15 protein-coding genes and 2 pseudogenes are annotated in these 25,782 nt (G+C 71.9%); 5 read left to right on the top strand and 12 right to left on the bottom strand.

The annotated features are described in order from the left end of the window. Positions 1-20: 20 nt before the first annotated feature. From G408_RS0110915 to G408_RS0110900, 5 genes and pseudogenes are all read right to left on the bottom strand, one after another. Positions 21-281 (bottom strand): annotated as a pseudogene (locus tag G408_RS0110915) (transposase); the annotation flags it as partial. A gap of 66 nt (positions 282-347) precedes the next feature. Then, positions 348-1,151: a hypothetical protein gene (locus tag G408_RS15360; protein ID WP_156890134.1), complete on the bottom strand. Its 804-nt coding sequence runs from the start codon at positions 1,149-1,151 to the stop codon at positions 348-350. A 271-nt stretch (positions 1,152-1,422) separates the two neighbouring features. Then, entirely contained in the window at positions 1,423-1,860 is a 438-nt protein-coding gene (locus tag G408_RS15355) for a hypothetical protein (protein ID WP_211226670.1), read from the bottom strand. A gap of 85 nt (positions 1,861-1,945) precedes the next feature. After that, the gene (locus tag G408_RS0110905; protein WP_028771109.1) at positions 1,946-2,284 is read right to left on the bottom strand and encodes a P-II family nitrogen regulator; all 339 of its coding nucleotides are present in this window, start codon (positions 2,282-2,284) and stop codon (positions 1,946-1,948) included. 69 nt (positions 2,285-2,353) lie between these two features. Then, positions 2,354-3,679: an ammonium transporter gene (locus G408_RS0110900; RefSeq protein ID WP_028771108.1), complete on the bottom strand. Its 1,326-nt coding sequence runs from the start codon at positions 3,677-3,679 to the stop codon at positions 2,354-2,356. Between the two features lie 224 nt (positions 3,680-3,903). On the opposite strand from G408_RS0110900, the gene ubiK reads away from it, so the two are divergent. The 4 genes and pseudogenes from ubiK to G408_RS15740 all read left to right on the top strand — a co-directional run. Next, a complete protein-coding gene (gene ubiK / locus G408_RS0110895) occupies positions 3,904-4,170 on the top strand; it encodes a ubiquinone biosynthesis accessory factor UbiK (RefSeq protein ID WP_028771107.1) in 267 nt (88 codons plus the stop codon). A gap of 10 nt (positions 4,171-4,180) precedes the next feature. Then, a complete protein-coding gene (locus G408_RS14435) occupies positions 4,181-5,785 on the top strand; it encodes a YifB family Mg chelatase-like AAA ATPase (RefSeq protein WP_084628223.1) in 1,605 nt (534 codons plus the stop codon). Beyond that, positions 5,763-7,541 (top strand): potassium/proton antiporter, encoded by a 1,779-nt coding sequence (locus G408_RS14430; protein WP_051282910.1) that lies wholly within the window; start codon positions 5,763-5,765, stop codon positions 7,539-7,541. The genes G408_RS14435 and G408_RS14430 overlap by 23 nt, the downstream gene beginning before the upstream one ends. A 163-nt stretch (positions 7,542-7,704) precedes the next feature. Next, positions 7,705-9,684, top strand: a pseudogene (locus tag G408_RS15740) (S8 family serine peptidase); the annotation flags it as partial. A gap of 1,512 nt (positions 9,685-11,196) precedes the next feature. Here G408_RS15740 and aceA read toward each other — a convergent pair. Beyond that, positions 11,197-12,498: an isocitrate lyase gene (aceA, locus tag G408_RS0110875; protein WP_028771106.1), complete on the bottom strand. Its 1,302-nt coding sequence runs from the start codon at positions 12,496-12,498 to the stop codon at positions 11,197-11,199. Between the two features lie 112 nt (positions 12,499-12,610). Then, positions 12,611-14,305 carry a malate synthase A gene (gene aceB / locus G408_RS0110870; RefSeq protein ID WP_028771105.1) on the bottom strand — a complete coding sequence of 565 codons (1,695 nt, stop codon included), beginning with the start codon at positions 14,303-14,305 and terminating at the stop codon, positions 12,611-12,613. Positions 14,306-14,412: 107 nt separating this feature from the next. Between aceB and G408_RS0110865 the strand changes: the two genes are divergently transcribed. Then, positions 14,413-15,411 (top strand): LysR family transcriptional regulator, encoded by a 999-nt coding sequence (locus G408_RS0110865; RefSeq protein WP_028771104.1) that lies wholly within the window; start codon positions 14,413-14,415, stop codon positions 15,409-15,411. Between the two features lie 7 nt (positions 15,412-15,418). On the opposite strand, the gene G408_RS0110860 is transcribed toward G408_RS0110865, so the two are convergent. From G408_RS0110860 to G408_RS0110840, 5 genes are all read right to left on the bottom strand, one after another. Then, positions 15,419-15,706, bottom strand: a complete 288-nt coding sequence (locus tag G408_RS0110860; protein ID WP_028771103.1) for a hypothetical protein — start codon at positions 15,704-15,706, stop codon at positions 15,419-15,421. 115 nt (positions 15,707-15,821) lie between these two features. Continuing rightward, positions 15,822-16,256 carry an FIST N-terminal domain-containing protein gene (locus G408_RS0110855; protein ID WP_028771102.1) on the bottom strand — a complete coding sequence of 145 codons (435 nt, stop codon included), beginning with the start codon at positions 16,254-16,256 and terminating at the stop codon, positions 15,822-15,824. Positions 16,257-16,331: 75 nt separating this feature from the next. Continuing rightward, on the bottom strand, positions 16,332-18,707 hold the full coding sequence (pbpC, locus tag G408_RS0110850; RefSeq protein ID WP_037412943.1) for a penicillin-binding protein 1C: 2,376 nt from the start codon (positions 18,705-18,707) through the stop codon (positions 16,332-16,334). A gap of 10 nt (positions 18,708-18,717) precedes the next feature. Beyond that, positions 18,718-24,588 carry an alpha-2-macroglobulin gene (locus G408_RS14420; protein ID WP_051282908.1) on the bottom strand — a complete coding sequence of 1,957 codons (5,871 nt, stop codon included), beginning with the start codon at positions 24,586-24,588 and terminating at the stop codon, positions 18,718-18,720. Between the two features lie 242 nt (positions 24,589-24,830). Beyond that, positions 24,831-25,772, bottom strand: a complete 942-nt coding sequence (locus G408_RS0110840) for a pirin family protein (protein WP_051282907.1) — start codon at positions 25,770-25,772, stop codon at positions 24,831-24,833. Between the last annotated feature and the right edge of the window lie 10 nt (positions 25,773-25,782).

The raw sequence follows: 25,782 nt of genomic DNA, 5'->3' as shown, positions 1-25,782 counted from the left end.
CCGCGCCGACGGGGAGATCATTTTTTTCGGACGATCTCCTTCATCCCGTCGATGACCAAGAGCTGCTCGGCGACCATCCGCTTGAGCTTGGCGTTCTCGGCTTCGAGGTCTTTCAGCCGCCGGGCGTCAGGCACGTCCATCCCGCCGTACTTGTTCCGCCAGCGGAAGAACGTCTGCTCGGTGATGTTGTGCTTCTTGCACAGGGCTTTGATCGGCATCGCGCCGGCCTCGGCCTCTCGCAGGATCGTGATGACCTGCTCTTCAGTGAAGCGCTTCTTCATGGGTTCTCCTTGCCTTGATAAGGGTAGAGAACTCACCATCGAAGTGGCTACATGATCCGTCTCAGGTCACCCTACCTGGACACACAGTTCCAAGGTGGCAAAAGAGCGCGGGCCACAAGCAGTTGCGATCTCGCACTCCAGAAGACGTGAGCCAAGCGTGATCGCAACCCCGAGTCCCTCGTCGTCAAGCCGGTTCCGCGTCATCAAACCGTCTCTGACAGTAGGGTGTGCGTCGAACCAGATAAACAGGGCATCAAGAAACTCCGAGGCAGATTGTCCTTTGGCGATCAGGCTGATGGCCTCTGCTACTACCGGTGAATCAGGGGAAAGCGCACCAACGCCAGAATCTGACGACGCGAGTGAGACAAGGGCGCGCGCCATCAACTCAGAGCCTTGAAAGGTTGGCTCAGGAAGCGAGCTGGCAGACTGAATCCAACGATGGCACCGCTCCAACAGCAGCACTGCTGCATCACTTGAAGGAGTGGGGATGCCAAACTTATCTATGGGATCCCTCCCAACATTACGGGCAGCCTCACAAGCCGTCCTTATCCGGCCTACGACAGCGAGATACTCCCGAGAGTTGCTCCCGTAAAGGGCCAGCGCATGCTCCGCCACTGAATGGAGATCAGCCGCACGGTCGAAGCCCTGGAGGGCTGTTGCATTTTCCGAGCGACCAACAGGATCCCACACCGGAGCCACACCCTCACTGGATGCCTGATGAACCCTTGTCGAAGTCTCGGCTGGGATGACCACCTTACTGATCGAGCGCTCATGCCATGCAGGCAACGCAAAAAACAAGAGTGCGCTCGCTGGCAGAGCGACCAGCGCCACTAACAGAACGCGCTTTTTTCTCCTGGCCGTCACGGACATTTGAGAGATCCGCTTACAGGGACAGGATGAATCGACCATGCCGTCGCGGTAGGCGGCCCTCCGACTGCCCGCCAAAGCTCGGTACCACCATCGTCATAGGTTACGCGAACCAGCTCACCTCACCCAATAGGCCGCCCTGCCAGCCACCGTGCTGCGGCATAAGGCGCGACATCCCTGTGTGCATGCATTTGCCTAGATCCCACATCAGACAAGCATGTCGCAGTTTCATCATTCGCAGGATTATCCGGCACAGGCGCACCTAGGCTCGACGTCACCCGCGCCCTCCCCCCCCAAGACCCCCGAAACTCAGAACCCGGACAAAGGCTTTTCCAAGGAACGCCCTCGATGGAAGTGATGTGGTCACCGTGACAGGCGGAAGGGTGGGCGGCTGGCAATTGCTCAGCCTCTCGTTGTCATCATCCCCGATGTACTCCACCACATCACCGGGTTGCGGCTCCGGCGGAGAAAACAGCAGATCGGCATCGAAGTAGCTCGCAACCAGCACATGCCGTTGAAGCGATTCATCCCAGTGGTACACGCCCACATTGTGCGAGGGATCAGCGACATGGATTTGCTCTTCGGCGATGAGTCGTAACGTCATCGGGTCATCGATGCCGTACGGCATGTTCCCACAGGCCGAGGCTTCATGAGGCAGGACGCTTAAAGCAGCACCAGCAACCAGAAGACGGATCAATCCGATTCGATTCATTGGGGGGATTTTTTGCGGGAGGAAAGGGGGGTATGCTGCAAAGCAGCATGCAGACGCTACCCCCCCGAAGATCCCCGTCAAGCCCCTACAGCGCGTCGCCGTCCAGTTCCCCGGTGCGGATGCGCATCACGCGCTCGAGGTCGTAGACGAAGATCTTGCCGTCGCCGATCTTGCCGCTGTTGGCGGCACCGGCGATGGCCTCGACCACGCGCTCGACCTGGTCGTTGGTGACCGCGACTTCCAGCTTGATCTTCGGCAGGAAGTCGACCACGTACTCGGCGCCGCGGTACAGCTCGGTGTGGCCCTTCTGCCGGCCGAAGCCCTTGACCTCGGTGGCGGTGATGCCGGTAACCCCCACCTCGGACAGCGCCTCGCGCACGTCGTCGAGCTTGAAGGGCTTGATGATGGCCGTGACCATTTTCATGGGATCGTCCTCGTTCGGATGCGGTGCGAAGCCTACGGCGCGGGCAAGCCCCGCGCCATGGCCTTGGGGTCAGAGGTTGTAGCCGCTCTCGCCATGCAGGGCGAGGTCGAGGCCTTCCTGTTCTTCTTCCGCGCTGGCGCGCAGGCCGCCGAACAGGCCGGCGATCTTCAGGGCGAGGAAGGCCACCAGCGCCGACCAGACCACCGTGATGCCCACCGCCAGGGCCTGCTTGCCCACCTGCTGGCCGATGCTGACGCCCTCGGCCAGGCCGGAACCGCCGAACTGGCTGGCCGCGAACACGCCGGTGAGCAGGGCGCCGATGATGCCGCCCACGCCGTGCACGCCGAACACGTCGAGCGAATCGTCGTAGCCGAACAGGCGCTTCAGCCGGGTGGCGGCGAAGAAGCAGAGCACGCCGGATACCGTGCCAATGGCCAGCGCCCCCATCGGGCCCACCACGCCGGCCGCCGGAGTGATGGCCACGAGGCCGGCGATCACGCCGGAGGCGATGCCCAGCACCGAGGGCTTGCCGTGCACGATCCATTCGGCGGCGATCCAGCCGAGGGCCGCGGCGGCGGTGGCCACCTGGGTCACCAGCATGGCCATGGCGGCATTGCCGTCGGCCGCCACCGCGCTGCCGGCATTGAAGCCGAACCAGCCCACCCAGAGCAGGCCGGCGCCGATGAGGGTGTAGCCGAGGTGGTGCGGCGGCATGGCCGTGCCCGGCCAGCCCTTGCGCGGGCCGAGCACGATGGCCGCCACCAGGCCCGCCACGCCGGCATTGATGTGCACCACGGTGCCGCCGGCGAAGTCGAGCACGCCCCAGTCCCAGAACAGGCCGCCGTCGCCGGCCCAGGTCATGTGCGCCACCGGCAGGTAGGCGAAGGTGAACCAGAGCACCGTGAACACCAGCAGGGCCGCGAAACGCATGCGTTCGGCGAAGGCGCCGACGATGAGCGCCGGCGTGATGATGGCGAAGGTCATCTGGAAGGTGACGAACAGGCTCTCCGGGATGGCCGAAACGAGGCTGTCCCGCGTCACGCCGTTCAGAAAGACCTTGTCCAGGCCGCCGATGAAGCTGGCGAGGTTGACCACGCCTGCCTCCATGCCGGTGGTGTCGAAGGCCAGCGAATAGCCGTAGAGCACCCATAGCACGGTGATGAGACCGGCGATGGCGAAGCACTGCATCATCACCGAGAGCACGTTCTTCGCCCGCACCATGCCGGCATAGAACAGCGCCAGGCCCGGCAGGGTCATCAAGAGGACGAGCGCCGTGGCCACCAGCATCCAGGCGGTATCGCCCGCCGACAGCGTGGCCTCTCCGGCGCTGGCCGTCCCGGCCGCCAGCAAAGCCCCTCCCCCCGCGGCCAGCGCCGCCCTCTTCCGGCCAGGCATGGCCGTGCCTCGAGCTTCCCCGTGCATGTGCGTATCCCCTTGTGGTGGAAATCCCCAAGGCGAGGACACCAGACACGGCTCGATTGTCTACGTCACCGCGCCTGTGCTTTGATACTGGCCCCCGCTCCGGGGCCGCCACCTGCCGACGGCAGGGCGGGCGTTCCTCCGACAGCCGGCGCGGGCGCCGGGCGCGATGCTGGCCTCCCCCACACGGACCCTTCCCGATGATCGACCTCAAGGCCATCGACGAGCTCGCCCGCCGCCTCGGCGAGCTGGTGCCGCCCGGGCTGGATGCGGCCCGCGCCGACATCGAGAAGAACATGCGCGCGGTGCTGCAGGCGGGCCTGGCCCGCCTCGACCTCGTGACCCGCGAGGAGTTCGAAGTGCAGCAGCTGGTGCTGCGCCGCACCCGCGAGAAACTGGAAGCGCTGGAGCGCGCGGTGGCCGCGCTCGAGGCCGAAGGCCGCAGCAACGACGCCGCGCGCCACTGAGGGCGCGACCATGTCGCTTTCCCTGGTGCACAGCCGTGCACGCTGCGGCGTGCGCGCGCCGGAAGTGCGGGTCGAGGTGTTCATGGCCGGCGGCCTGCCCTCGATCACGCTGGCTGGCCTCTCCGGCAGCGCCGCCCGCGAATCGCGCGAGCGCCTGCGGGCTGCCCTGCAGGCCAGCGGCTTCGAGCTGCCGAGCAAGCGCATCACGGTGAACCTCGCCCCGGCCGAGCTGCCGAAGGATGGCGCGCGCTTCGACCTGCCGATGGCGGTGGGCCTGCTGGCCGCGGCCGGGCAGGTGCCGGAAGGCGCGCTGCGCGACATCGAGTGCTATGGCGAGCTTTCGCTCTCCGGGGCGCTGCGGCCCTTCAGCGGCGCTCTGCCGGCGGCCATCGCCGCGGCCCGGGCCGGGCGGGCCGTGATCCTGCCCGAAGAGAACGCCGCCGATGCCGCCTGCGCCCATGACGCGTCGGTGTTCGGGGCCCGCACCCTGGCCCAGGTGGTGGCGCACCTGCGCGGCGAGCACCGGCTGCCGCGCCAGGCGACCAGCCATCCCGCCGCCGGGGCGGGCGCGCCGCCGGCGCCCGACCCCGATCTGGCCGCAGTCATCGGGCAGGCGCAGGGCAAGCGGGCGCTGGAAATCGCCGCCGCCGGTGCCCATGCGCTGCGCCTCGTGGGGCCGCCGGGCTGCGGCAAGACCCTGCTGGCACGCTGCCTGCCCGGCCTGCTACCGCCCCTCAGCGAGGAGGAAGCACTGGAGCTGGCGGTGGTGCGCAGCCTGGCCGCGCCCCTGCGCGAGGCCGGGGGCTGGCCGCGGCAGCGGCCCTTCCGCGCCCCGATGCACGGGGCGAGCGCCGTGGCCCTGGTGGGCGGTGGTGGCCTGCCGCGGCCGGGCGAGCTCTCGCTGGCCCACCACGGCGTGCTCTTCCTCGACGAGTTGCCGGAATGGCCGCGCGCCAGCCTGGAGGCCCTGCGCGAACCGCTGGAATCGGGCCGGGTCGAGATCGCCCGCGCCGCCGCGCAGGCCGAGTTCCCGGCCCGCCCCCTGCTGGTCACGGCCATGAACCCCTGCCCCTGCGGCTGGGCCGGCGACCCTTCAGGGCGCTGCGCCTGCCCGGCCGAGGCCATCGCCCGCTACCAGGCGCGGGTGAGCGGACCCCTGCTCGACCGCATCGACCTGCACGTGCACTTGCCGCGGGTGCCGGCCGCGCAGCTGGTGCGGCGCGATGCCATGGCCGAAGACAGCGCCACGGTGCGGGCCCGGGTGCAGGCGGCACGCGCCCGGCAGATGGCGCGCCAGGGCAGGCCGAACGCCCATCTCGCGCCGGGCGAGCTCGAGCGCCATTGCCGGGCCAGCTCCGCCGCCCTCGCCCTGCTGGAACGGGCCGCCGAGCGCCTGCGGCTCTCCGCCCGCACCACCCACCGCGTGCTGCGGGTGGCGCGCACGCTGGCCGACCTCGCCGACGCCGCGGCGATCGAACCACCGCAGATCGCCGAGGCGCTGGCCTTCCGCAGCACCGGCGTGTCCTGCGAAACCGCCGCGCTGCCAGCGGCTACACTCGGGCCATCTCTCTCGGGTGCGGGCATGGCAAGGCATGGAGTGGCTGGAACGGACTGATACCTGGCTGCTCGGCATCGCGCTCGTGGCACTGCTCGGCATCGGGTCCAGCCTCGTCGCCCGCCGCTTCGGCGCCCCCCTGCTTCTCGTCTTCCTCGGCTTTGGCGCCCTGCTCGGCCCGGAGGGCTTCGGACTCACGGTGCACCCGGGCCTGGCCTATGCCATCGGCGCGCTGGCCCTGTCGATCATCCTCTTCGATGGCGGCCTGCACACCCGCCTCGCGCCGATCCGCAGCGCCATCGCTCCCTCCCTGCTGCTCGCCACCCTGGGCGTGGCGCTCACCGCCGGCATCACCGCCGGGGCGGCGCACCTGCTGTTCGGCCTGCCGGCACTGGAGGCCCTGCTGCTGGGCGCCGTGCTGGCCTCCACCGATGCGGCGGCGGTGTTCTTCCTGCTGCGCAGCGCTGGCATCACCCTGCCGAAGCGGGTGCATGGCGTGCTGGAGGTGGAGTCGGGCAGCAACGACCCGATGGCGGTCTTTCTCACCATGCTGTTCTGCTCCTGGCTCGCCCTCGGCGAGGAGGCGGTGGGCCTCGGGGCCATGCTCTCCTCCCTGTTCGTGCAGCTGGGCCTGGGCGGCCTGCTGGGCTGGATCGGCGGGCGGCTGATCGCCACCGGGCTCAACCGGCTGGAGCTCGACGGCCTGCACCCGCTGCTGGCCCTGGCCGGGGCGATCGCGGTGTTCGCCGCCACCAACATGCTCGGCGGCAGCGGCTTCCTCGCCGTCTACGTGGCCGGGCTCACCGTGGGCCAGCGCCCGGTGCGCGCCATCGCCAACGTCACCGCTGTGCAGCATGCCGCCACCTGGCTGGCGCAGGGCGTGATGTTCCTGCTGCTCGGCATGCTCGCCGTGCCCTCGGCCCTGCTGGGGCACCTGCTGCCGGCGCTCGGCCTCGCCGCCAGCCTGATGCTGCTCGGCCGCCCGCTGGCGGTGGCGCTCTGCCTCGCGCCCTTCCGCTTCCGCCGGATGGAGATCGGCTTCATCGGCTGGGTGGGCCTGCGTGGCGCGGTGGGCATCTTCCTCGCCTCGCTGCCCCTGCTGATGCAGCTGCCCAATGCCGAGCTCTACTTCAACGTGGCCTTCGTGGTGGTGGTGACCTCCCTGCTGGTGCAGGGCTGGACGCTGAAGCCGGCGGCCCGGCTGTTCCGGGTGGCGCTGCCGCGGCGCGAGACCGCCACCCGGCGCATCGAGCTCGACCTGCCCGGCCAGCTGGAGTACGAGCTGGTGGGCTACCACGTGCGGCCGCGCAGCGCGGTGCTGTCGAAGAACGCCGAGCTGCCGGGCTGGGCGCGGCCGGCGATGGTGGTGCGCGAGGAGGCCATCCTGCTGCCGAACGAGGCCGGGGCACTGCGTGCCGGCGACACCGCCTATTTCCTCGCGCCACCCGGCGAGGTCTACCGCCTGGACTGGCTGTTCGCCGAGGGGCAGGAGGCGAAGGAGGCCGAGCACGAGGCCTTCGGCGCCTTTTCCCTGCCCGGCGACGTGCCGCTCGGCGAGCTCGCCGCCTTCTACGACCTGCCGATCCCGCCGCGCTACGCCGTGCATACCGCGGCGGAAATGTTCGACGCCCGCTTCGAGAACGAAGTCCATGTCGGCGACCGCATCGCCCTCGGCGGCGCCACCCTGGTGGCGCGCAAGGTGCGCGGCAACCGCGCGGTGGAGATCGGCATCGTCTTCCATGCCGATTCCCTGGGCCGCCTGCAGCGCTGGTTGCTGCGCTGCCGCGATGCCCTGCGCCGCCGGCTGCGCCCCTAGGGCGCTTGCGGTCAGCCGCGGTTCACGTTACACAGTCACACAGGCCCGGTGCCCCGGCACCGGCCCTGCCCTCCGCCCTGACGCCCGTGTCCGCCGGCCCTGCCGGCGGCGGGCGGCTCGGCCCCTGTCCGAACGGTTTTGCGGGAGTCTGGTAATGCGTGGCATGCAGCGGAACGGTGTCTCGGTCGCCATCACGGCGGCCCTGGTGATGATGGTGGGGACGGCGACGGCACAGGCGCCGACCCTGAAACACGGCGCGGTGGCCAGCGTGGAGTCCCCGGCCCTCAAGGCCTTCGAGCAGACCGGGCGGCTGCCCTACATCATCGGCTTCCGCGAGGCGCCGGCCATCACCCACAAGGCGGAACTGCAGCGCGGCCCGCAGCCGCCGCTGCGCGGCAAGATGGCCCGCGACCTCGATGGCGAGATGGCGAGCTACGCCAAGCGCCTGGAGGCCACCCAGCGCGACCGCGAGGCCCTGCTCAAGCGCGCCGTGGGCCGCGACTTCACCGTGACCCACCGCATGCAGCATGCCTTCAACGGCATCGTGGCCGAGCTCTCGCCGGCCGAGGCGGCGGCCTTCCTCAATGACCCGAACGTGGCCCTGGTCGAGCCCTACACCGAGTTCGCGCTGGACGACGAGGTGGCGCCGGGCGTGATCGGCGCGCCCACCGTCTGGGCCGACGGCACCGGCATCCACCGCGCCGCCTTCGTCGGCCGCGAGCGCAGCGAGGTCTCGGTCTACAACCGCCGCGCCCATGGCGAGGGCGTGGTGGTCGGCATCATCGACTCGGGCATCAACTTCGCCAGCCCCTCCTTCGCCGGCGTCGAGCCGGAGACCGGCTACCGCTTCGTCAACCCGCGCGGGCCCGGCAACTACCTCGGCACCTGCGCCCCCGGCGGCGTCGATGCCGGCCGCTGCAACGACAAGCTGATCGGCGGCTACGACTTCGTCTGCGGCGCCCCGGCCAACCTCTGCGGCCAGGCCAACATCGGCGAGGAGCCGGGCTTCGGCGACAGCAACAACCACGGCACCCACACCGCCGGCACCACCGCCGGCAACCAGCGCAGCGTGAGCTTCCGCGGCGCCCGCATGACGATCTCGGGCATCGCCCCGCGGGCCAACGTCATCGCCTACGACGCCTGTTACACCAACACCTCCACCGGCCAGGGCCTGTGCCCGAACGTCTCGACGCTCGCCTCGATCAACCAGGCCATCGCCGACGGCGTGGACGTGATCAACTACTCGATCGGCGGCGGCACCCAGCCCTGGTCGGAGGCGATCTCGCAGGCCTTCCTGGCCGCCGCCGATGCCGGCATCTTCGTGTCCGCGGCGGCCGGCAACAGCGGTCCTAACCCCTCCACCAGCGGCCACCACCAGCCCTGGGTGACCACGGTGGCGGCGGCACAGTCGGGCCGCGCCGGCTACGAGTTCACGCTGAACGTCTCTGGCGCCGGCGTGCCGGCCAACCTGCAGCAGATCGTGATGAACGCCGGCAGCGGCGGCGTCGAGCTCGGCGCCACCATCCCGGCAAGCCCGCTGGCCGCCGGCCCGGGCTTCACCGGCGCCGCCGATGGCTGCACCGCGAGCGGCGGCTTCGCCCCGGGCCTGTTCACCAACCGCATCGCCCTGGTCCGCCGCGGCACCTGCGCCTTCAGCGAGAAGGCCGCCAATGCCGCCGCCGCCGGCGCCCGCGCGGTGATCATCGTCAACAACACCACCGGCGGCATCGCCCCCTCGGTGCCCGGCGCCACGGTGCCGGTGTTCGGCATGGCGCAGGCGGAAGGCGTGGCCCTGCACGGCCTGCTCGGCAGCGCGCCGCAGGCCAGCATCCCCTTCCCGGCCACCCGCGTCGGCAATACCCGGGACCAACTCGCCGCCTTCAGTTCACGCGGTCCGGCGCCGTTCTCGGTGATGAAGCCGGACATCACCGGCCATGGCGTGAACATTCTCGAGCCGATCGGCTGCGCCAACCCCGCGCAGTGGACCAGCACGGCCTGCGCCGAGGCCATCGGCCTGCTCTCGGGCACCTCGATGGCCACCCCGCAGGTGGCCGGTGCCGCCGCCCTGCTGCGGCAGATCTTCCCGAACTGGAGCCCGGCCGAGATCAAGTCGGCGCTGATGATGACCGCCACCCAGGGCGTGCTGAACGAGACCGGCGCCGTGGCCACGCCCTTCCAGGCCGGTGCCGGTCGCGTGCAGGTGGACCAGGCGGCCAAGGCCGGCCTGGTGCTGGACGAGACCCGCGACCGCTACCTCGCCGCCAATCCGGCGGCCGGCGGCGACGTGGCCGCGCTCAACCTGCCCAGCCTCGCCAACCGCGGCTGCAGCGCCACCAGCTGCACCTTCACCCGCACCTTCCGCAGCACCCGCGCCACCTTCCAGACCTTCAGCGCCACGCTCTCCGGGGTGAGCGGCAGCATCGACACCCCGGTGTTCACGGTGGCGCCCTTCGGCACCGTCACCCTCACCATCACGGTGAACACCAGCGGCCAGCCCACCGACGGCAGTTACCGCTTCGGCACCCTCACCCTGACCTCCACCGGCAGCGATGCCAGCAGCCGATCGCCCACCCTGCGCCTGCCGGTGGCCGTGGCCGTGCGGCCGCCGGAGCTCAACCTGAGCACCGAGACCATCAGCCTCAGCGTGCCGGCCAACAGCAGCCGCAGCGCCAGCTTCACGGTGTGGAGCAACAGCAACCCGGTGGACTTCGGCACCCGCAGCACCGGCACCGGCACCGGCGCCATCGTGGCCCAGAGCAGCGCCGGCGCCACCAGCGGTTATGCCACCGGCTTCTATCCGGACCTCAACACCGGGCAGTTCGCGGCGGATGACTTCGTGGTGACCCAGGCCACCGCGATCAGCTCGATCAGCAACGATGGCTTCGTGCTCGGCACCGGCGTGATCACCCCGACCACGGTGATCGGCTGGTCGGTGTTCGCCGATGCCGGCGGCGTGCCGGCGGGCAACCCGCAGACCTCGCCGAATGCCGCCGTGTGGCGCTACTCGGCCGCGGCGAACTCGCCCGGCATCAGCACCACCGGCGGCGTGCTGCGCCTCAACCTCGCCGCCGCGGGCCAGAGCCTCAACCTTGCTCCGGGCCGCTACTGGCTGGTGGTGCAGGTGAACGCGCCCTTCGCCAACCGCTTCGCCTGGTTCTTCTCCTCGCAGGGCAACGGCACCCCGCCGCGCACGATCATCCCGGGCAACCCGGCGCCGAACAATGTGTGGACCACGCCGACCGGCGCCCCGGCCGGGCTTGCCTACACCATGAGCGGCACCGTGGGCTGCGGCGCGCCCTGGATCTCCGGCCTCGCCCCGGCCTCGGGCCGGGCCAGCGCCGGGCAGCCGGCCACGGTGAGCTTCACCGTGAACACCACTGGCCTCGCCCCGGGCGACTACAGCGGCTTTGTCTGCCTTTCCAGCAACGATCCCGCCCGGCCCAGCGCCACGGTGCGCGTGAACCTCACCGTCACCCCGGCGCTGAACCGCGGCAAGATCGGCATCGAGGCGGTCCCGGCCAGCCGGACCGCGGTGAAGCGCGGCTCCGTCATGAACGAGCGCCTGCGCTGATCCGGCAGGCACTCCCCGAAGCAGCAACGAGAACGGGCCCCGCGGGGCCCGTTCCCGTTTCCGGCCCTGGAGGGAACCGGACGCTCAGGCGGCGACCGCGGCCTTGTCGCCGTGGAACTGCTCTTCCTCGGTGCTGCCCTTCATCGCCGTGGTCGAGCTCTGCCCGGCCTGGATCACCTGGGTCACCGCATCGAAGTAGCCGGTGCCCACCTCGCGCTGGTGCTTCACCGCGGTGAAACCGCGCTCGGCGGCGGCGAACTCCTTCTCCTGCAGCTCGACGAAGGCGCTCATCTGCCGGCGGGCATAGCCATGGGCCAGCTCGAACATGCCGTAGTTGAGGCTGTGGAAGCCGGCCAGGGTGATGAACTGGAACTTGTAGCCCATGGCGCCCAGTTCCTTCTGGAACTTCGCGATGGTGGCGTCGTCGAGGTTCTTCTTCCAGTTGAAGGACGGCGAGCAGTTGTAGGCCAGCAGCTTGCCCGGGTACTTCGCATGGATGGCCTCGGCAAAGCGCCTGGCAAAAGCGAGGTCGGGCTTGCCGGTCTCGCACCACACGAGGTCGGCGTAGGGCGCGTAGGCAAGCCCCCGGCTGATCGCCTGCTCGGCGCCGGGGCGGGTGCGGAAAAAGCCCTCCACGGTGCGCTCGCCGGTGCAGAAGGGCTTGTCGTTGTCGTCGATGTCGGAGGTGAGCAGGTCGGCCGCCTCGGCATCGGTGCGGGCGACGATCAGGGTGGGCACGCCCAGCACGTCGGCGGCGAGGCGCGCGGCATTGAGCTTCTCGATCGCCTCGCGGGTGGGCACCAGCACCTTGCCGCCCATGTGGCCGCACTTCTTCACCGAGGCGAGCTGGTCTTCGAAGTGCACGCCGGCCGCCCCGGCTTCGATCATCGCCTTCATCAGCTCGAAGGCGTTGAGCACGCCGCCGAAGCCGGCCTCGGCATCGGCCACGATCGGCTGTAGGAAGTCGATGTCGCCCTGCCCTTCCGCATGCTGGATCTGGTCGGCGCGCAGCAGGGTGTTGTTGATGCGCTTCACCACCTGCGGCACCGAGTTGGCCGGATAGAGCGACTGGTCGGGGTACATCTCGCCGGCGAGGTTGGCATCGGCCGCCACCTGCCAGCCGGAGAGGTAGATGGCCTTCAGGCCGGCCTTGACCTGCTGCATGGCCTGGTTGCCGGTGAGCGCGCCGAGCGCGTTGACGAAGTCTTCGGTGTGCAGATAGCGCCAGAGTTTCTCCGCACCGAGCCGGGCCAGGCTGTGCTCGACCGGCACGGTGCCGCGCAGGCGCACCACGTCCTCGGCGCGGTAGTTGCGGGTGATGCCCTTCCAGCGGGGATTGGTGGCCCAGTCGCGGGCGATGTCTTCGGCGGTGGGGAGACGGTTCATGGCGGAGGTCCTTGGGCAGGTAACGTGGGGTGGAGCAAGAACGGAGGAAATGGGGAGTGGAGCGAGCAGAAAGGAAAGAGGGGGCGCGAGGATCACGCGCGAAGGACGCGGCTCAGGCCGGGCGCAGCTCGTCCGCGATGAGCGAGGGATAGGCGACGGTGGTGAGGAAGGGCTCGAGCTCGTCGGCATGGGTGAGGCGGTCGAGCAGGGCGATGGCCTCGTCGATGCGCTCGCCGCCCGGCAGGGCACGGCGGTCGCCGAGCCTGGCCGGCAGGTTGAGCAGGGCGCGCTCGAACAGCGCCCAGTCCACCGGCGTGCCGTCGTCCAGCGCCAGGGGCTCGGCGGCCACGCCGCCGCGGGCGGCGATGGCCGGGTAGTGCAGCCACTGCCAGAGCTGGGCGCGGCTGATCTCGGCGGTGGCGGCATCCTCCATCAGGTGGTGGATCGGCACGCAGCCGTTGCCGGCCAGCCAGGCCGCCAGATAGCGCACGCAGACCTCGACGTTGTTGTCGAAGCCGGCGCGGGTGATGGTGCCGAGGCAGGGCTTCAGCAGGTCCTCGCGGGTGACGCGCACGTCCTCGCGCTTCACGTGCTGCTGGTGCGGCGTGGGCATGTGGGCGTCGAACACCTCCCGGGCCACCGGGATCAGGGCCGGATGCGCCACCCAGGTACCGTCGTGCCCGGCCATGACCTCGCGCAGCTTGTCGGCGCGCACCCGCTCCATCGCACGGGCGTTGGCCTCCTCGTCGCCCTTGATCGGGATCTGCGCTGCCATGCCGCCCATGGCATGGGCGCCGCGGCGATGGCAGGTCTGGATCAGCAGCTCGGAATAGGCCTTGAGGAAGGGCTGCGACATCGTCACCTGGCCGCGCTCCGGCAGCACCCGGTCGCGGTGGCGGCGCAGGGTCTTGAGGTAGCTGAAGATGTAGTCCCAGCGCCCGCAGTTGAGCCCGACGATGCGGCCGCGCAGGGCGTGCAGGATCTCGTCCATCTCGAAGACCGCGGGCAGGGTCTCGATCAGCACCGTCACCTTCATCGTGCCGATGTCGAGGTTGAGCCGCATCTCGAGGAAGGCCAGCACCTCCTCCCAGAGCTGCGCCTCCTCCATGCACTCCAGCTTCGGCAGGTAGAAGTAGGGGCCGCGGTCGCGCCAGGCGAGCGTGCGGGCATTGTGGAAGGCGAAGGTGGCGAGGTCGAACAGCGCGCCCGACATCGGCTGGCCATCGACGGTGACGTGCGCCTCGTCGAGATGCCAGCCGCGCGGGCGCACGATCAGCACGGTCTTGCTGGCGGGGTCGAGGGCGTAGCGCTTGCCGGTATCGGGCGCCACGTAGGCGAGGATGCCGTCCACCGCGTCGCGTAGGGCGCGCTGGCCGGCGATCTGGTTGGCGAAGCTGGGCGCGTTGCTGTCCTCGAAGTCGGCCATGAAGCAGTTGGCCCCCGAGTTCAGGGCATTGATCACCATCTTCGGATCGACCGGCCCGGTGATCTCCACCCGGCGGTCGCGCAGCGCCGCCGGGATCGGCGCCACCGTCCAGCCGCCTTCGCGGATGGCCCGGGTATCGGCGCGGAAGTCCGGCAGCTCGCCGGCATCGAAGGCCGCCTGGCGGGCCTGGCGGGCGGCGAGGCGCTGGCGGCGGGCCGGCTCGAACAGGCGGTGCAGGTCGGTGAGCAGGGCCTGCAGGGCCGGAGGAAGCAGGGCCTCCTCGCCGGGCACCGGGCGACCGACCCGGCGGAAGCCCTCGGCCGGAACGCGGGCCGGGCTGGTGGCCGAGGGGGGGAGGCTGGCGGTGGCAGTGGCAGACATGGCGGCTCGCTCCTGGGAGGTGCCCCCACGCTGGATTCCGGAGACTGCTTTTACAAAGCAAATCTTTGGATACGATGCATCAGATTTCCAAATGATATGTTGAAAACATGGCCAACACGCCGAGAAAACGCCGCCAAACGCCGGCATCCAAGCCGGAGTCCGGCCGCTTCTACTACAAGGGCAGCCGCCTCAAGCCGCTCCAGGCCTTCTGCCAGGTGGCCCGCCTGGGCTCCGTCTCGCGGGCCGCCGAGGCCCTGTTCCTGAGCCAGCCGGCGGTCTCGCTGCAGCTCAAGGCCCTGGAGAGCCACTACGGCGTGCCCCTGCTGGAGCGGGTGGGCCGCCGCCTCTCGCTCACCCGCGAGGGGCAGGTGCTCTACGACCTCGCCCGGCCCCTGCTGGAGGGCTTCGAGGGCCTGGACGAGGCCTTCCGCGACAGCCAGCAGGGCCTGGACGGCGGCGAGGTGAACATCGCCGCCGGCAGTTCCACCCTGCTGCACCTGCTGCCCGCGCCGCTGGCCGCCTTCCGCGCCCAGCGTCCGGAGGTGCGCGTGCACCTGCACAGCGTCACCGGCCGCGCCGGGCTGGAGAAGCTGCGCGCTGATGAGGTGGACTTCGCGGTGGGGGCGATGTGGGAGGTGCCGAACGACATCGACTACGCCCCGCTGCAGCGCTTCGACGCCATGCTGATCACCGCCCCCGGGCATCCGCTGGCGAAGAAGGCGAAGCCGACGCTGGAAGACCTCTCGCCGCACGGCCTGATCCTGCCGCCAAAGCAGCTCTCCACCTGGCGCATGGTCACCACCGCCTTCGAGCAGCGCCGCGTGCCCTACCGGGTGGCGATCGAGGTGGGCGGCTGGGAGGTGATCAAGCAGTACGTGGCGCAGGGCCTGGGCATCGCCATCGTCTCCGCGCTCTGCCTCACCGACGCCGACCGCGGGCGGCTCGTCGCCAAGCCCCTGCGCGAGTACTTCCCCTCGCGCAGCTATGGCGTGCTGGTGCGCAAGGGCAAGACCCTGTCGGCCCCCGCGCGCGCCTTCGTGGATCTCATCAAGCCGGGCCTGTTCCAGCGCCGGGACTGGTTCGAGGCCGGGCACTCCGAGCGTTGAGGCAGGCTCAGGCCCAGCTCACGCAGACCCGGCGCGTCGGCGGATTGATCCACACCACCCCGACCCCGCGCTGCGCCGCCGCCGCGCCGATGCGCTGCATCTTCACCTCGTCCACCTGCTGCTGGTAGCGCAGGCAGCGGCGGGGCATGCGCTCGGCAGGCGCTTCGGCGCTGCGCTCGCGGGCCTCGTCCAGGCGGGATGGCGGCCCGGCCTCGGCAGCCACGGGGGGCATGGGCTGGGCGGATAGCGGAGCGACGAACAGCAGGCTGGCAAGAAAGGCATGGGCGGCGTTCATGGCGGACTCCCCGCGCGGCCGGCAGACGGGGCCGCACCCCTCCATTGCACTCCTCCGGCCGTGGGCCGGCGTGAAGACGGCGCCGGGCGTTCAGCCGGCCTCGACAGGCCGGCTCTCAGCCCGTCTCGGCCTGCACGCGGTTGCGCCCCTCGCGCTTGGCCACGTACAGCGCGGCACGCACGCCGCCGCCACCGGCCAGCACGCGGCAGGCGGCCTCGGACGCCGCCACCGCCTCCATCCCGGGCTGTACCGGAAGCACCACCCCCTGGACGGTGGTCGACTCGAAGGTGCTAAGGCCGATGACGATGCGCTCCGTCAGCGTGCAGCCATCCGCCAGCTCGCCGACGGTGCTCGCACCGACGATAGCGGCGCCGGGAAGGGCTTCGCGCAGCTGCTGGAGGACCGTGCGCAAGGCCGGATCATCGGCATCCGCCGCATACACCTGCACCAGCACCGCGCTGGCACCGCGGACGGCATCGCCCAGCCACGGCGAGCGCAGCCATTCTGCAAGCCCTGCCGCATCCGAATAGACATGGCTGGCATGACGCACGGGGCCGGCTCCCGGAAAGACGCATCCAGTCTAGCCGACCGTGCCGCAATGTCCGTCGACAGCCCAGGACACCGGCTACTCCGCCTCCACCACCACCTCGCGCTCGTCGCTGCGGCCGTGCTCGTCCACCACCCGCAGGCGGATCTGCCCGGCCCGGACCGGCTGCCAGGCCAGGACCTGCCCGCTGCCGGCCTCGCCGATGAAGGCTCCGTCGGCGAACCAGTAGATGCGACGGGCATCGGCATCGGTGGTGGCGGCCAGCGGGATGCCCGCCTGCGCGTGGCCATCGAAGCGGACGCGGTAGCGGGTGGCGCGGTAGGGCTGGGTGATGCGTGGCGGGCTGCCCAGCCATTCGGCGGCCCCCGCGCAGTCCGCGCCCGGCGGGGGACGCCGGCGCGGCAGCCCGGCCTGGGCGAAGACGCGGGCAAGATCGCTGGGCCAGAACTCGTAGACCTCGCGACGCATGGTGGCGGGGTCGAAGGGCCCGCATACCACCCGCCCGCTGGCACGGTCGAACTGCACCGGGCGATGCACCGTGCTCACCCGGATCGGCGAGACGCCGGGGATGAACCAGGTTTCGCCGCGCTGCGGGCACCAGGCATTCGGCAGGTCGCCGCTCGCCAGGCATACCGGCACCCGCGCAAGGCGCCGGGCCCGGCTGGGCTGCGGGGCGACCGCGTAGCCGGCGGCACGCATCGCATCGGCGATGGCGAAGAACAGCGGCGCGGCAGTCTCCACGCCGATCAGGGCCGGGTTGCTGCGGCCATCGAAATGGCCCAGCCAGACCACCAGCACATAGGGCCCCACCACTCCGGCGGTCCAGGCATCGCGGAAGCCCCAGCTGGTGCCGGTCTTCCAGGCCACCGGCCAGCGCGAGAGCTCGCTGGCGGTGGCGGCTCCGGGCCGCGGGTGGCGCCGCAACATGTCGAGGGTGATGAACGCGGCCTCGGGGCTGAGCAGGGTGCTGCCCGGCCCGGCCTCGTCGGCGGCGCGGAACCGCAGTGGCCGCAGCCGGCCGTCGTTGGCCAGCATGGCGTAGAGCCGGGCCGAATCCTCGGCGCTGATCTCGCCGCCGCCCAGCACCAGGGCGAGACCGTAATGCTCGCGGCTGCGCAGGCGGCGCACCCCGGCCTCGCGCAGCAGATCGTGGAGGTCGGGGCGGCCAAGCCGCGCCGCCACCGTCACCGCCGGAATGTTGCGGCTGCGGTTCAGCGCCTCGGTGGCGGTGAGCGGCCCGGCGAACCGGCCATCGTGGTTCTCCGGCGTGTAGGCGCCGAAGGCGCTCGGCACGTCGCGCAGCACGGTAGCGGGATGCAGCAGGCCCTGGTCGATGGCGAGCGCGTAGAGGAAAGGCTTGAGGGTGGAGCCCGGAGAGCGCAGGGCCGCGGTGCCGTTCACCTGGCCGGCGATGCGGGCATCGTGGAAGTCGGCCGAGCCGAGCAGGGCCACCACCCCCATGTCGCGGCTGTCCACCACCAGCACGGCGGCGTTGTCGATGCCGCGTGCCGCCTCGCGTTGCAGGTGCAGCTGCACGCGACGCTCCACCAGGGCCTGCAGCCGGCGGTCGAGCAGGGTGGGCAGCTCGGCCGGCCGCGGCCCGTGCAGGGCCTGCTGGGCCAGCACGCGATCGACGAAATGCGGGGCGGCGAAGGGCAGGTGGCGCAGGGAACGCAGGCGCAGGGGCAGGGCCAGCCGGGCACGCAGCGCCGGGTCTTCACCGTGGCGGGCCGCCCAGCGCCCGTAGAGCCGCTGCCGCGCGGCCTGCAGCCCCGGCCCGAGGGTGACGAAGCCGCGGCCATCCTCCACGAAGCGGCCACGCGGGCCCGGGGCCTGGGGCATCACCGCGAGCGCCAGTGCTTCGGGCAGGCTGAGCGCCGCCACCGGCTTGTCGAAGTAGAGACGGGCGGCGGTGCCGGCGCCCTCCACGTTGCCGCCGTAGGGGGCGAGATTGAGGTAGGCCTCGAGGATCTCGCGCTTGGAGTACATCGCCTCGAGCTGGAGCGCGCGCGCGATCTGCACCAGCTTGCCAGGCACGCTGCGGGTATCGAGCCGCCAGCGCAGGCGCGCGAGCTGCATGGTGAGGGTGGAGCCGCCGATGCGCGGTCCGCCGCCATAGGTGCTGGATGCCGCCCGCAGCAGGCTGACCGGGTTCACCCCGGGATGGCGGAAGAAATGCTGGTCCTCGTGCAGCAGCACGGCCTCGACCAGCACCGGCGGGAACTGCTCGAGCGGCAGCCAGAGGCGGTAGCGCTGGTCGGCGGCGAGGGTGAGGCGCAGCAGCCGCCCCTCGCGGTCGAGCACCGCGGTAGACAGGGGCACCCCTGCCGACAGCGGCGGGGGCGAGCAGAGGCGCAGCGCGAGAAGCAGGACCGCGGCGGCGGCGAGCAGCAGCAGGGTGGCGCGCCCGCGCCGCCCCGGCAGCCACCGGGACGGACGCGCGGCCGGGCTCATGAGCGCCGGCTCACCGCTCCGGCTCCGTCACGGTGAGCGTGCCGGCCGGACCGCCGCGGGCGATCACCTCCGGCTGGTAGAGGTGCTCGGCGAATACCGGCGGCACCTGGAAACGCCCCACGGCGGTGGCGCGGATGCGGTAGCGGTATTCGGCCAGTTCCGGCCGCGCCGCGCCGTAGAGCACCACCCGGTCTTCGCGGATTTCCTCGTGGTCGGGCTGCCAGCTCGAGCCCGGCAGGGCCAGCACCGGGGCCGGCGGGGCGCCCGGCATGCCGCCGTCGGTGTCTTCCCCGCCGGCATCGCCCTCCCCATCGGCCTCCAGTGGCATGGTCGCCTCCGGCGGCGGCGCCAGCACCGGCTCGAAGCCGCCCGGCAGCAGGTCGAGCAGGGCCACCTGGTTCCAGCCGCGGCCCCGCAGCCTGAGCCGCACCACCAGCTCGCCGCCCTGCACCACCGAGGTGGTGGGCCGCCCCTCGGCATCGAGGAAGTCGCGCTGCACCTCGAGGCCGCGGTCCTGCACGGCCGGCGGTGGCTGGCGGTCGAACCCGCGCTCGCTCAGCGCCACCCAGACCCGGGCCCCGTCCTGCGGCCGCACCCGCAACTGCTGTGCATCGGCGCGGAACTGGCCGGCCAGCACCCCGTCGCGCACCTCGCCGAAGGGCGCCCGTCCACCCGGCCAGACCTGCTCCACGCTCACCGGGGCGGTCGGCTCGCCCCCCAGGGCATCGAGGGCCAGCACGGCGAGGGCCGCGCCCAGGCTGCTCGGCATGCCGCGGCCGATGCCGTCGAGCAGGCGCTCCACCGCGGCCGGCGCGAGCTGGCGGGCCTGGGCCGGGAAATGCCGTCCCAGCAGGTAGAGGCGCCAGGCCTGGGCGCTCAGCGGGTCGTGGTAATCGTCGCCGGGCTGCGCCGCGGCGGCGGGGGCTGCCGCGGCATTGGCCAGCTCGCGGGCGCGGCGCGCCAGCGGCTCGGCCGCCGCCGCCTGCTGCAGGCCCTGATAGCTCGCCGCCACCAGCAGGCCGGCGAGGTCCTCGCGCCAGGCCCTGGGCTGGTCGCGCTCGAGCTGCTCGACCAGGCTGGCGAGCGCATTGCCGGCGGCCTCGCCCTGGCGCACCTGCAGGTACACCGCCAGGGCCCGGGCACGCAGTCCCGGCAGGTCGGTGCGCTGCGGGTCCTGCGCGGCCTGCCGCAGCCACTGGCCGGCCCGCTCCAGGAGGTCGCCCGGCACCGCCACGCCGCGCTCGCGGGCTTCCACCAGCACCAGGGTGGCATAGGCCGAGACGAAGGGATCCACTTCCGGGCTCGAGGTCCAGGTGCCGAAGCCGCCCTCGCCGTTCTGGCGCGCGCGCAGGGCATCGAGCAGGCCCAAGAACGCGGTATCGCCGGAGAGCCGGCCAAGGCCCGGGCGCGAGTGCAGCACCAGGGCCGGCAGGGCCTTGCTGGCGAGCTGCTCGGTGCAGGTGTAGCGGTAGCCGCCAAGCCAGGCGGACAGCCCGTCGATCGCCACCAGCGGCGAGGTGGAGGCGGCGAACCGGCGCTCGCTCTCGGCCTCGTGCATCGCCCGCAGGCCGGCCAGCGGCGTTTCCTTCGCCACCGCCTGCACCCGCAGCGTGGCCAGCGAAGGCTGGGCAGGCCGCACCGAGAGCGAGAGCCGGCGCTGCGCCGAGAAGCGGCCACTGCGGGCGCTCAGGCCGATCGTCCGCGCCCCCGGGGTGTCGCCCGCCCTGAGCCGGAGGCGCAGCACGGTCTCTTCGCCGGGGGCGAGGCGCACCGGCGCCGGCGCCGCGCCCTCCAGCGCCAGGCCCTCCGGCAGGGCCAGCTGCAGCGCCACTTCCAGCGGTCCTTGCGCGCCCTCGACGGTGTTGGCAAGGCCCACCGGCAGCTCGAAGACATCGCCGGGCGCGACATGGGTCGGCAGGCTGGGGGTGAGCACGAAATCACCGCGCACCGTGGTCCTGGCCTCGCGCAGGGCCATCCGTTCCGGCGTGGCCGCCACCGCCACCAGCCGCAGTTCGCCATTGAAATGGTCGGGAGGCGTGAACTCGAAGCGGCGCTCGCCTTCGAAGTCCACCACGCCCGACCACCACACCGCCGGCGCCTCGCCGCGGCGCTTGAAGGGATTGAGATGGCGCGCTCCGGCGGCCTCGCCATCGCCGCCCGGGGCGGCCGCGGCGAGGATGCGGCTGAACTCCGGCAGCAGCAGGTCGAGGATCTGCTGGCTCTCGACCTGGTGCATGCGCTTGGCGAGGAACTGGTCGAGCGGATCGCCGACCCGGTAGCCGGCCACCTGCAGGATGCCCTCGTCCACCGCGAACACCGCCACCCGCGCCTTGCCGGGGCTGGTCACCCGCAGGGCCAGCGGCTGGCCCGGGCGGGCGCGGGCCGGGGCCTCGAGGCCGAGGGCGAGCTGGCGGGCGCCGCGGTCGATGGCGAAGGGTGCAAGCCCCCAGGACAGCGGACTCAAGTGGATGGCCTCGCTCTCCGGATCGCGCAGGAAACTCACGCCCACGTAGGCATTGCCCTCGAGCCCTTCCGGCACGCGGATGCGCTGCACCGTGCTGGTGGTATCCACCTTGAACCAGCGGTGGGCATACACCCGGTCGCGCTCGATCGTGATCAGGCCGGCGCCGGCATACGGGGCGCGGATCGCGACCTCGATCTCCTCGCCCGGGGCGTAGGCCGGCCTGTCGAGCGAGAGCTGCAGTTCGGCATCGCGCTCCAGCGAGCGGCTCAGGTTGGCCTCGCCGACCACGGTCCAGGCCTGGCGGTTGAGCACCCGGCCATCGGCATCCTGGATCTCCAGCTCGAAGTCGCCCGGGGTGTCGGTGGCGAGGCCGAGCGTCATGGGCGCCGCCCCCAGGCTGAGCGGCTGGCGCCCGCGCTCCTCGCGGCGCTCGCGCGAGACGAAGCGGCGCAGGCCATCCTCGCCCTGGGTGAGCACCGAGACCATGCGCTTCTCGATCCGCACCGCCTGCAGGCCATCCACCGCCCGTGGCCGGCCATCCGGCCCCAGGGCCAGCACCGCCACCTGGGCACGGGCGCCGCGCTTCACGTGGTGCAGGCCCTCGTCCGGCTTCAGGCCCACGAGGAAGGGCTGGTCGGAGACCAGGCTGCGCAGGGTGGCGGCCACGCCGCGGCCGCTGCCCGGCTCGAAGGCACGCACCAGCAGGTCCATGCGGTAGCTGGTGCGCTCGTACTGCTCGAGGCCGAGCGGGAACACGGCCCGCCCCCCGGCATCGGTGCGCAGGTCCTCGAGATCGACCTCGAGGCCCTCGGCGCCCTGGTGCAGGGCATGGAAGCGGAAGCCGGGCCAGCCCGGGAAGGCCGGCACGGTGGGGGTGAGGCGCAGCCGGCCGCTGACCCGGCGGTCCTGGGCCGGGGTGCCGAACAGGTTCTCCACCGCCACCTCGGCCTTCAGTCCCTCGGGCCGTGCCCAGCCGGCGGCGGCCGGCGCCGAGAGGGCGAGCTTCACCCGCAGGGTATCGGGCTGGAACTCGCGTACCTGCACCGTGGTACTGCCGACCAGGCGGCGCTCCCGGGCATCACTGCCCTTGAGGTAGAGCTGGGCCGTCCAGGTTCCGGAGGGTCCGTTCTCCGGCGGGGTGAAATCGACACCCTCGAATCCCGCCTCGCCAAAGCGCACCGTCTCGCGCCGCACCAGGGCGCCGGCAGGATCGGTGATGTCGAGCTCCAGCGGCACGCCCACCGGCGTGCGCGACCATTCCTGCGCCCGCAGCAGCAGGCCGAGGTGCACGGTCTCGCCAGGACGGTACAGGCCGCGGTCGGAGAACAGCACGGCACGCAGGGCGCCGGGATCGGCCTGGTTCACCTCGCCACCCACGTCGAAGCGCGAGGTATCGAGGCGACGCGCCCAGTCGTCGAGGGGCAGGAAGCTCAGGTCCTCGCCGCTCGTCACCTGCAGCAGCACCGGGGCCCGCTCGCGCACGAAGGGTGCCAGCGAGGGCAGCGTGGCCACGCCCTCGGCATCGGTGCTGGCCGCCACCACCACCTGGCCATTCCGCGCCACCACCGCCACCCGCGCCCCCGGCACCGGCCGGCCATCGGAGAAGCGCTGCACGAAGACCTTGCGGCTGCCGTCGAGTTCCTGCTTGGACAGCACGCCAAGATCGCTCAGCACCACCAGCCGGCTGTCCTGCACCTGGCCGGCATTGCGGTCGAGGCGCTCGCGCGGCGCGAGCCCGGCCTCGTCCTCGCCCAGCGAGCGCAGCGAGAGCAGGAAGACCCCGCGGCGCTGGGCGAAGTACTCGCCGAGATCCACGCCCCGGTACTGCGGCCGGGCAGGGTCGCCCACGGGCAGGGCGAGCACCTCCTCGAAGCGCTCCACCAGGGCATCCTCACCCACCCGCCACAGGCTCGGCTGCTGGAAACTGCCGAAGTTGCCGGCCACCAGCAGCGCCAGCTGCTCGGGCAGTACGCGGCCGATCTCCAGCCGCGCCCAAGCATGGTTGCGCGCCACCAGGCTGACCCGGCGCTCGCCGCGCAGCGAGAGCAGCGAGCCCTCGCCCACGAAACGCAGGAGCTTCGGGTATTCCGGCACCACCAGCAGCCGGCGCTGGGGTTCGCCGAGCACGAAGCCGCCGAAGCTCTTCAGGCCGCGCGGCAGTTCCACCCACAGGCGGCGCCCCGGCGGGGCCTGAAAACGGAAGCTGTGGGTCTCGTTCCACTCGCGCTCGCCGGGCAGGGCCTCGAGGGCGAGCGGCGTGGCGGCGGCGAGCACCGCCGCATCCACCTCGCCCGGCTGCCAAGGATAAGGCACGCGGCGCTGGCCGGCATCATCGGCCCTGGCCGGGCGGTTCGGGCCGGGCACGAAGCCTTCCGGCAGCAGCCAGGCCTTGAGGCGCCCCGCCACCTCGCGGTCGAGCAGGCGCTCGTTGAAGGCAAGATGCAGAACCTGCCGCGGCTCGCCACGCTCGTCGTCCACCACCAGGGCCTCGAGCTCGGAAACGGCCACGCTGTAGAGGTCCGGCAGCACCACCCGGCCCTGCACGGCCAGGCTGCGGCCCGGGCCCGGCAGGCGGCTCTTCAGGCCGGAAGCCACCTGCAACCGCACCTGGCCGCCGTTTTCCGGCACCGAGAGCGGGGCGGTCTGCACCCAGGCGCGCAGGCCGGCCTCGTCGAGGCGCAGGTCGAGGGCCGGAGCGGCGAGCCGGCGCCCGGCACCATCCGTCATCTCCACCTGCAGGGCGGAACGCAGGCCGGCGCCGTCCACCGGGTGCGAGAAGCCCAGCTCCCATACCGCCCGCTTGAGTCGCGGATCCTCGGGGTCCTGGTGGAACTCGGCGCCGAGCAGGCCCACGGTGAAGCCCGGTGTCTCGAAGCGCCAGCGCTGCTGGGCCAGCACCCGGCCCGGCGCCAGGGCCCGGTCCTGGTCCAGCTCCACCGTCACCGTCTGGCCTACCGGCCAGTCCTCGGCGGGGCTGAAGCGCAGGGTGCGGTCATCCTCGTACTCCCAGCGCCCGGCGATCGCCGGGCGCAGCTGCAGGCCCTCGACGGGCCGGCCGGTGCTGCCGGCCTCGCCCACCGCCTCGAGGGGCGCGACCGCGGCATCGAAACGCAGGCGCAGCGGCGAGACCCGGGGCGGCGTGGCGGCGTAATCGGTGGCGGCGGGGGGCTCCAGCCGGCTGCCGATGGCATCGGGCGGGGGCGGTACCTCGCGCAGGCCCCACCACAGGCCGACGGCCAAGAACAGCAGGCCGGCCAGCGGCAGGCCCAGGCGCGGGCCTGGCCGGGCGCGCAGCCAGGCCAGCATGCGGCGCGGCCACTCGGGCGGCTGCCAGGCGCCGAACAGGCGCTGGTGCAGGGGGGCGGGGGGCGCGGCATCGCGCGGGGCCGGAGTCTCCGGCGCAGGGGTCTCGTCCATGACGCTCATCGGGGGGAGAAGGGGGGGGGCGCGCATCGGCGCATGGCCGCGCTGGCCACGCCGCCCCATCATACCGGTCCCACCCGGGCCTCCCGGACGGCCGGTGGCGAAATGCGGGCAGGCCGCGGCGGCAGCCGGGCAGCCGCGGCCGATCTGCGACCGGGGCCGATTCAGGGAGAGGGCCCACGAATCGTCCGGCGTAAGGCGGCGGGGACATACCGCCGCCCATGCCCTCCGTCGGATCAGAAACGCCCGGCCTGGTAGTCGGCGATGGCCTGGCGGATCTCCTCGGCGGTATTCATCACGAAAGGCCCATGCCAGGCCACGGGCTCGCCGATCGGCCGGCCGGCGACCAGGATCAACCGCGCCCCCTGCGCACCGGCCTGCAATGGCAGGCCATCCCCGTCGGAGAGCACGGCGAGCTGGCCGGCCGCCACCTCGGTCTTGCCCACCCCCGCCGGCAGGACGAGCGCGCCGCCGAAGACGTGGACGAAGGCGTTGTGGCCGGGCGGCAGCGGCACGGCGAGCGCTGCCCCGGGCCGCAGGTGGAAATCGAGGAACACCGGCTGCGTGGCCACGGCCTGCACCGGACCTTCGATGCCGGCGAACTCCCCGGCGATGACTTTCACCGCGGCGACCGCCTCCGGCGCGGTCACCTCCAGCGTGGCGCCGCCGGGCGCCGTCGAGAGCACCGTGCCGTCGGCACCGAGCTGCAGCACGGGCAGGCGCTCCGGCGCGATGTCCTGGTAGCGCGGCGCCTGCATCTTGTCCCTGGCCGGCAGGTTCACCCAGAGCTGGAAGCCGCGCATCTCGCCCTCGACCTGCTCGGGCATCTCGGAGTGCACGATGCCGCGGCCGGCGGTCATCCACTGCACGCTGCCGGGCACCAGCAGGCCCTCGCCGCCCTGGTTGTCGCGGTGGCGCATGCGCCCGGCCAGCATGTAGGTCACGGTCTCGAAGCCGCGGTGCGGGTGCGGGGGGAAGCCGGCGATGTAGTCCTGCGGGCGCTCGGTGCCGAAGGCGTCGAGCATCAGGAAAGGATCGACGGGCGGCTGCTGTGGCGTGCCGATCAGGCGGGTGAGCCTGACGCCGGCGCCATCGGCGGTGGCAAGGCCGGAGGAAAGCCGGAGCACGCGGCGCGGCGTGGTGATCGGGGCGCGGAAAGCGTCGGGAGCGGTTGCCATGGCTGCATGC

Origin of the sequence: Silanimonas lenta DSM 16282, assembly GCF_000429065.1 — a bacterium.
GTDB classification, from domain to species: domain Bacteria; phylum Pseudomonadota; class Gammaproteobacteria; order Xanthomonadales; family Xanthomonadaceae; genus Silanimonas; species Silanimonas lenta.
The sequence above is the reverse complement of the archived record's forward strand: the minus strand, read 5'-3'. Positions and strand labels throughout refer to the sequence as shown.

Excerpts from the sequence above, each read along its gene's own strand:
- aceB (WP_028771105.1), bottom strand. The coding sequence starts at position 14,305 with ATGTCTGCCACTGCCACCGCCAGCCTCCCCCCCTCGGCCACCAGCCCG.
- G408_RS0110860 (WP_028771103.1), bottom strand. The coding sequence starts at position 15,706 with ATGAACGCCGCCCATGCCTTTCTTGCCAGCCTGCTGTTCGTCGCTCCG.
- G408_RS14435 (WP_084628223.1), top strand. The coding sequence starts at position 4,181 with ATGTCGCTTTCCCTGGTGCACAGCCGTGCACGCTGCGGCGTGCGCGCG.
- G408_RS15360 (WP_156890134.1), bottom strand. The coding sequence starts at position 1,151 with ATGTCCGTGACGGCCAGGAGAAAAAAGCGCGTTCTGTTAGTGGCGCTG.
- pbpC (WP_037412943.1), bottom strand. The coding sequence starts at position 18,707 with ATGAGCCCGGCCGCGCGTCCGTCCCGGTGGCTGCCGGGGCGGCGCGGG.
- G408_RS0110840 (WP_051282907.1), bottom strand. The coding sequence starts at position 25,772 with ATGGCAACCGCTCCCGACGCTTTCCGCGCCCCGATCACCACGCCGCGC.
- ubiK (WP_028771107.1), top strand. The coding sequence starts at position 3,904 with ATGATCGACCTCAAGGCCATCGACGAGCTCGCCCGCCGCCTCGGCGAG.
- G408_RS0110905 (WP_028771109.1), bottom strand. The coding sequence starts at position 2,284 with ATGAAAATGGTCACGGCCATCATCAAGCCCTTCAAGCTCGACGACGTG.
- G408_RS14420 (WP_051282908.1), bottom strand. The coding sequence starts at position 24,588 with ATGGACGAGACCCCTGCGCCGGAGACTCCGGCCCCGCGCGATGCCGCG.
- G408_RS14430 (WP_051282910.1), top strand. The coding sequence starts at position 5,763 with ATGGAGTGGCTGGAACGGACTGATACCTGGCTGCTCGGCATCGCGCTC.
- G408_RS15355 (WP_211226670.1), bottom strand. The coding sequence starts at position 1,860 with ATGAATCGAATCGGATTGATCCGTCTTCTGGTTGCTGGTGCTGCTTTA.
- G408_RS0110865 (WP_028771104.1), top strand. The coding sequence starts at position 14,413 with ATGGCCAACACGCCGAGAAAACGCCGCCAAACGCCGGCATCCAAGCCG.
- G408_RS0110900 (WP_028771108.1), bottom strand. The coding sequence starts at position 3,679 with ATGCCTGGCCGGAAGAGGGCGGCGCTGGCCGCGGGGGGAGGGGCTTTG.
- aceA (WP_028771106.1), bottom strand. The coding sequence starts at position 12,498 with ATGAACCGTCTCCCCACCGCCGAAGACATCGCCCGCGACTGGGCCACC.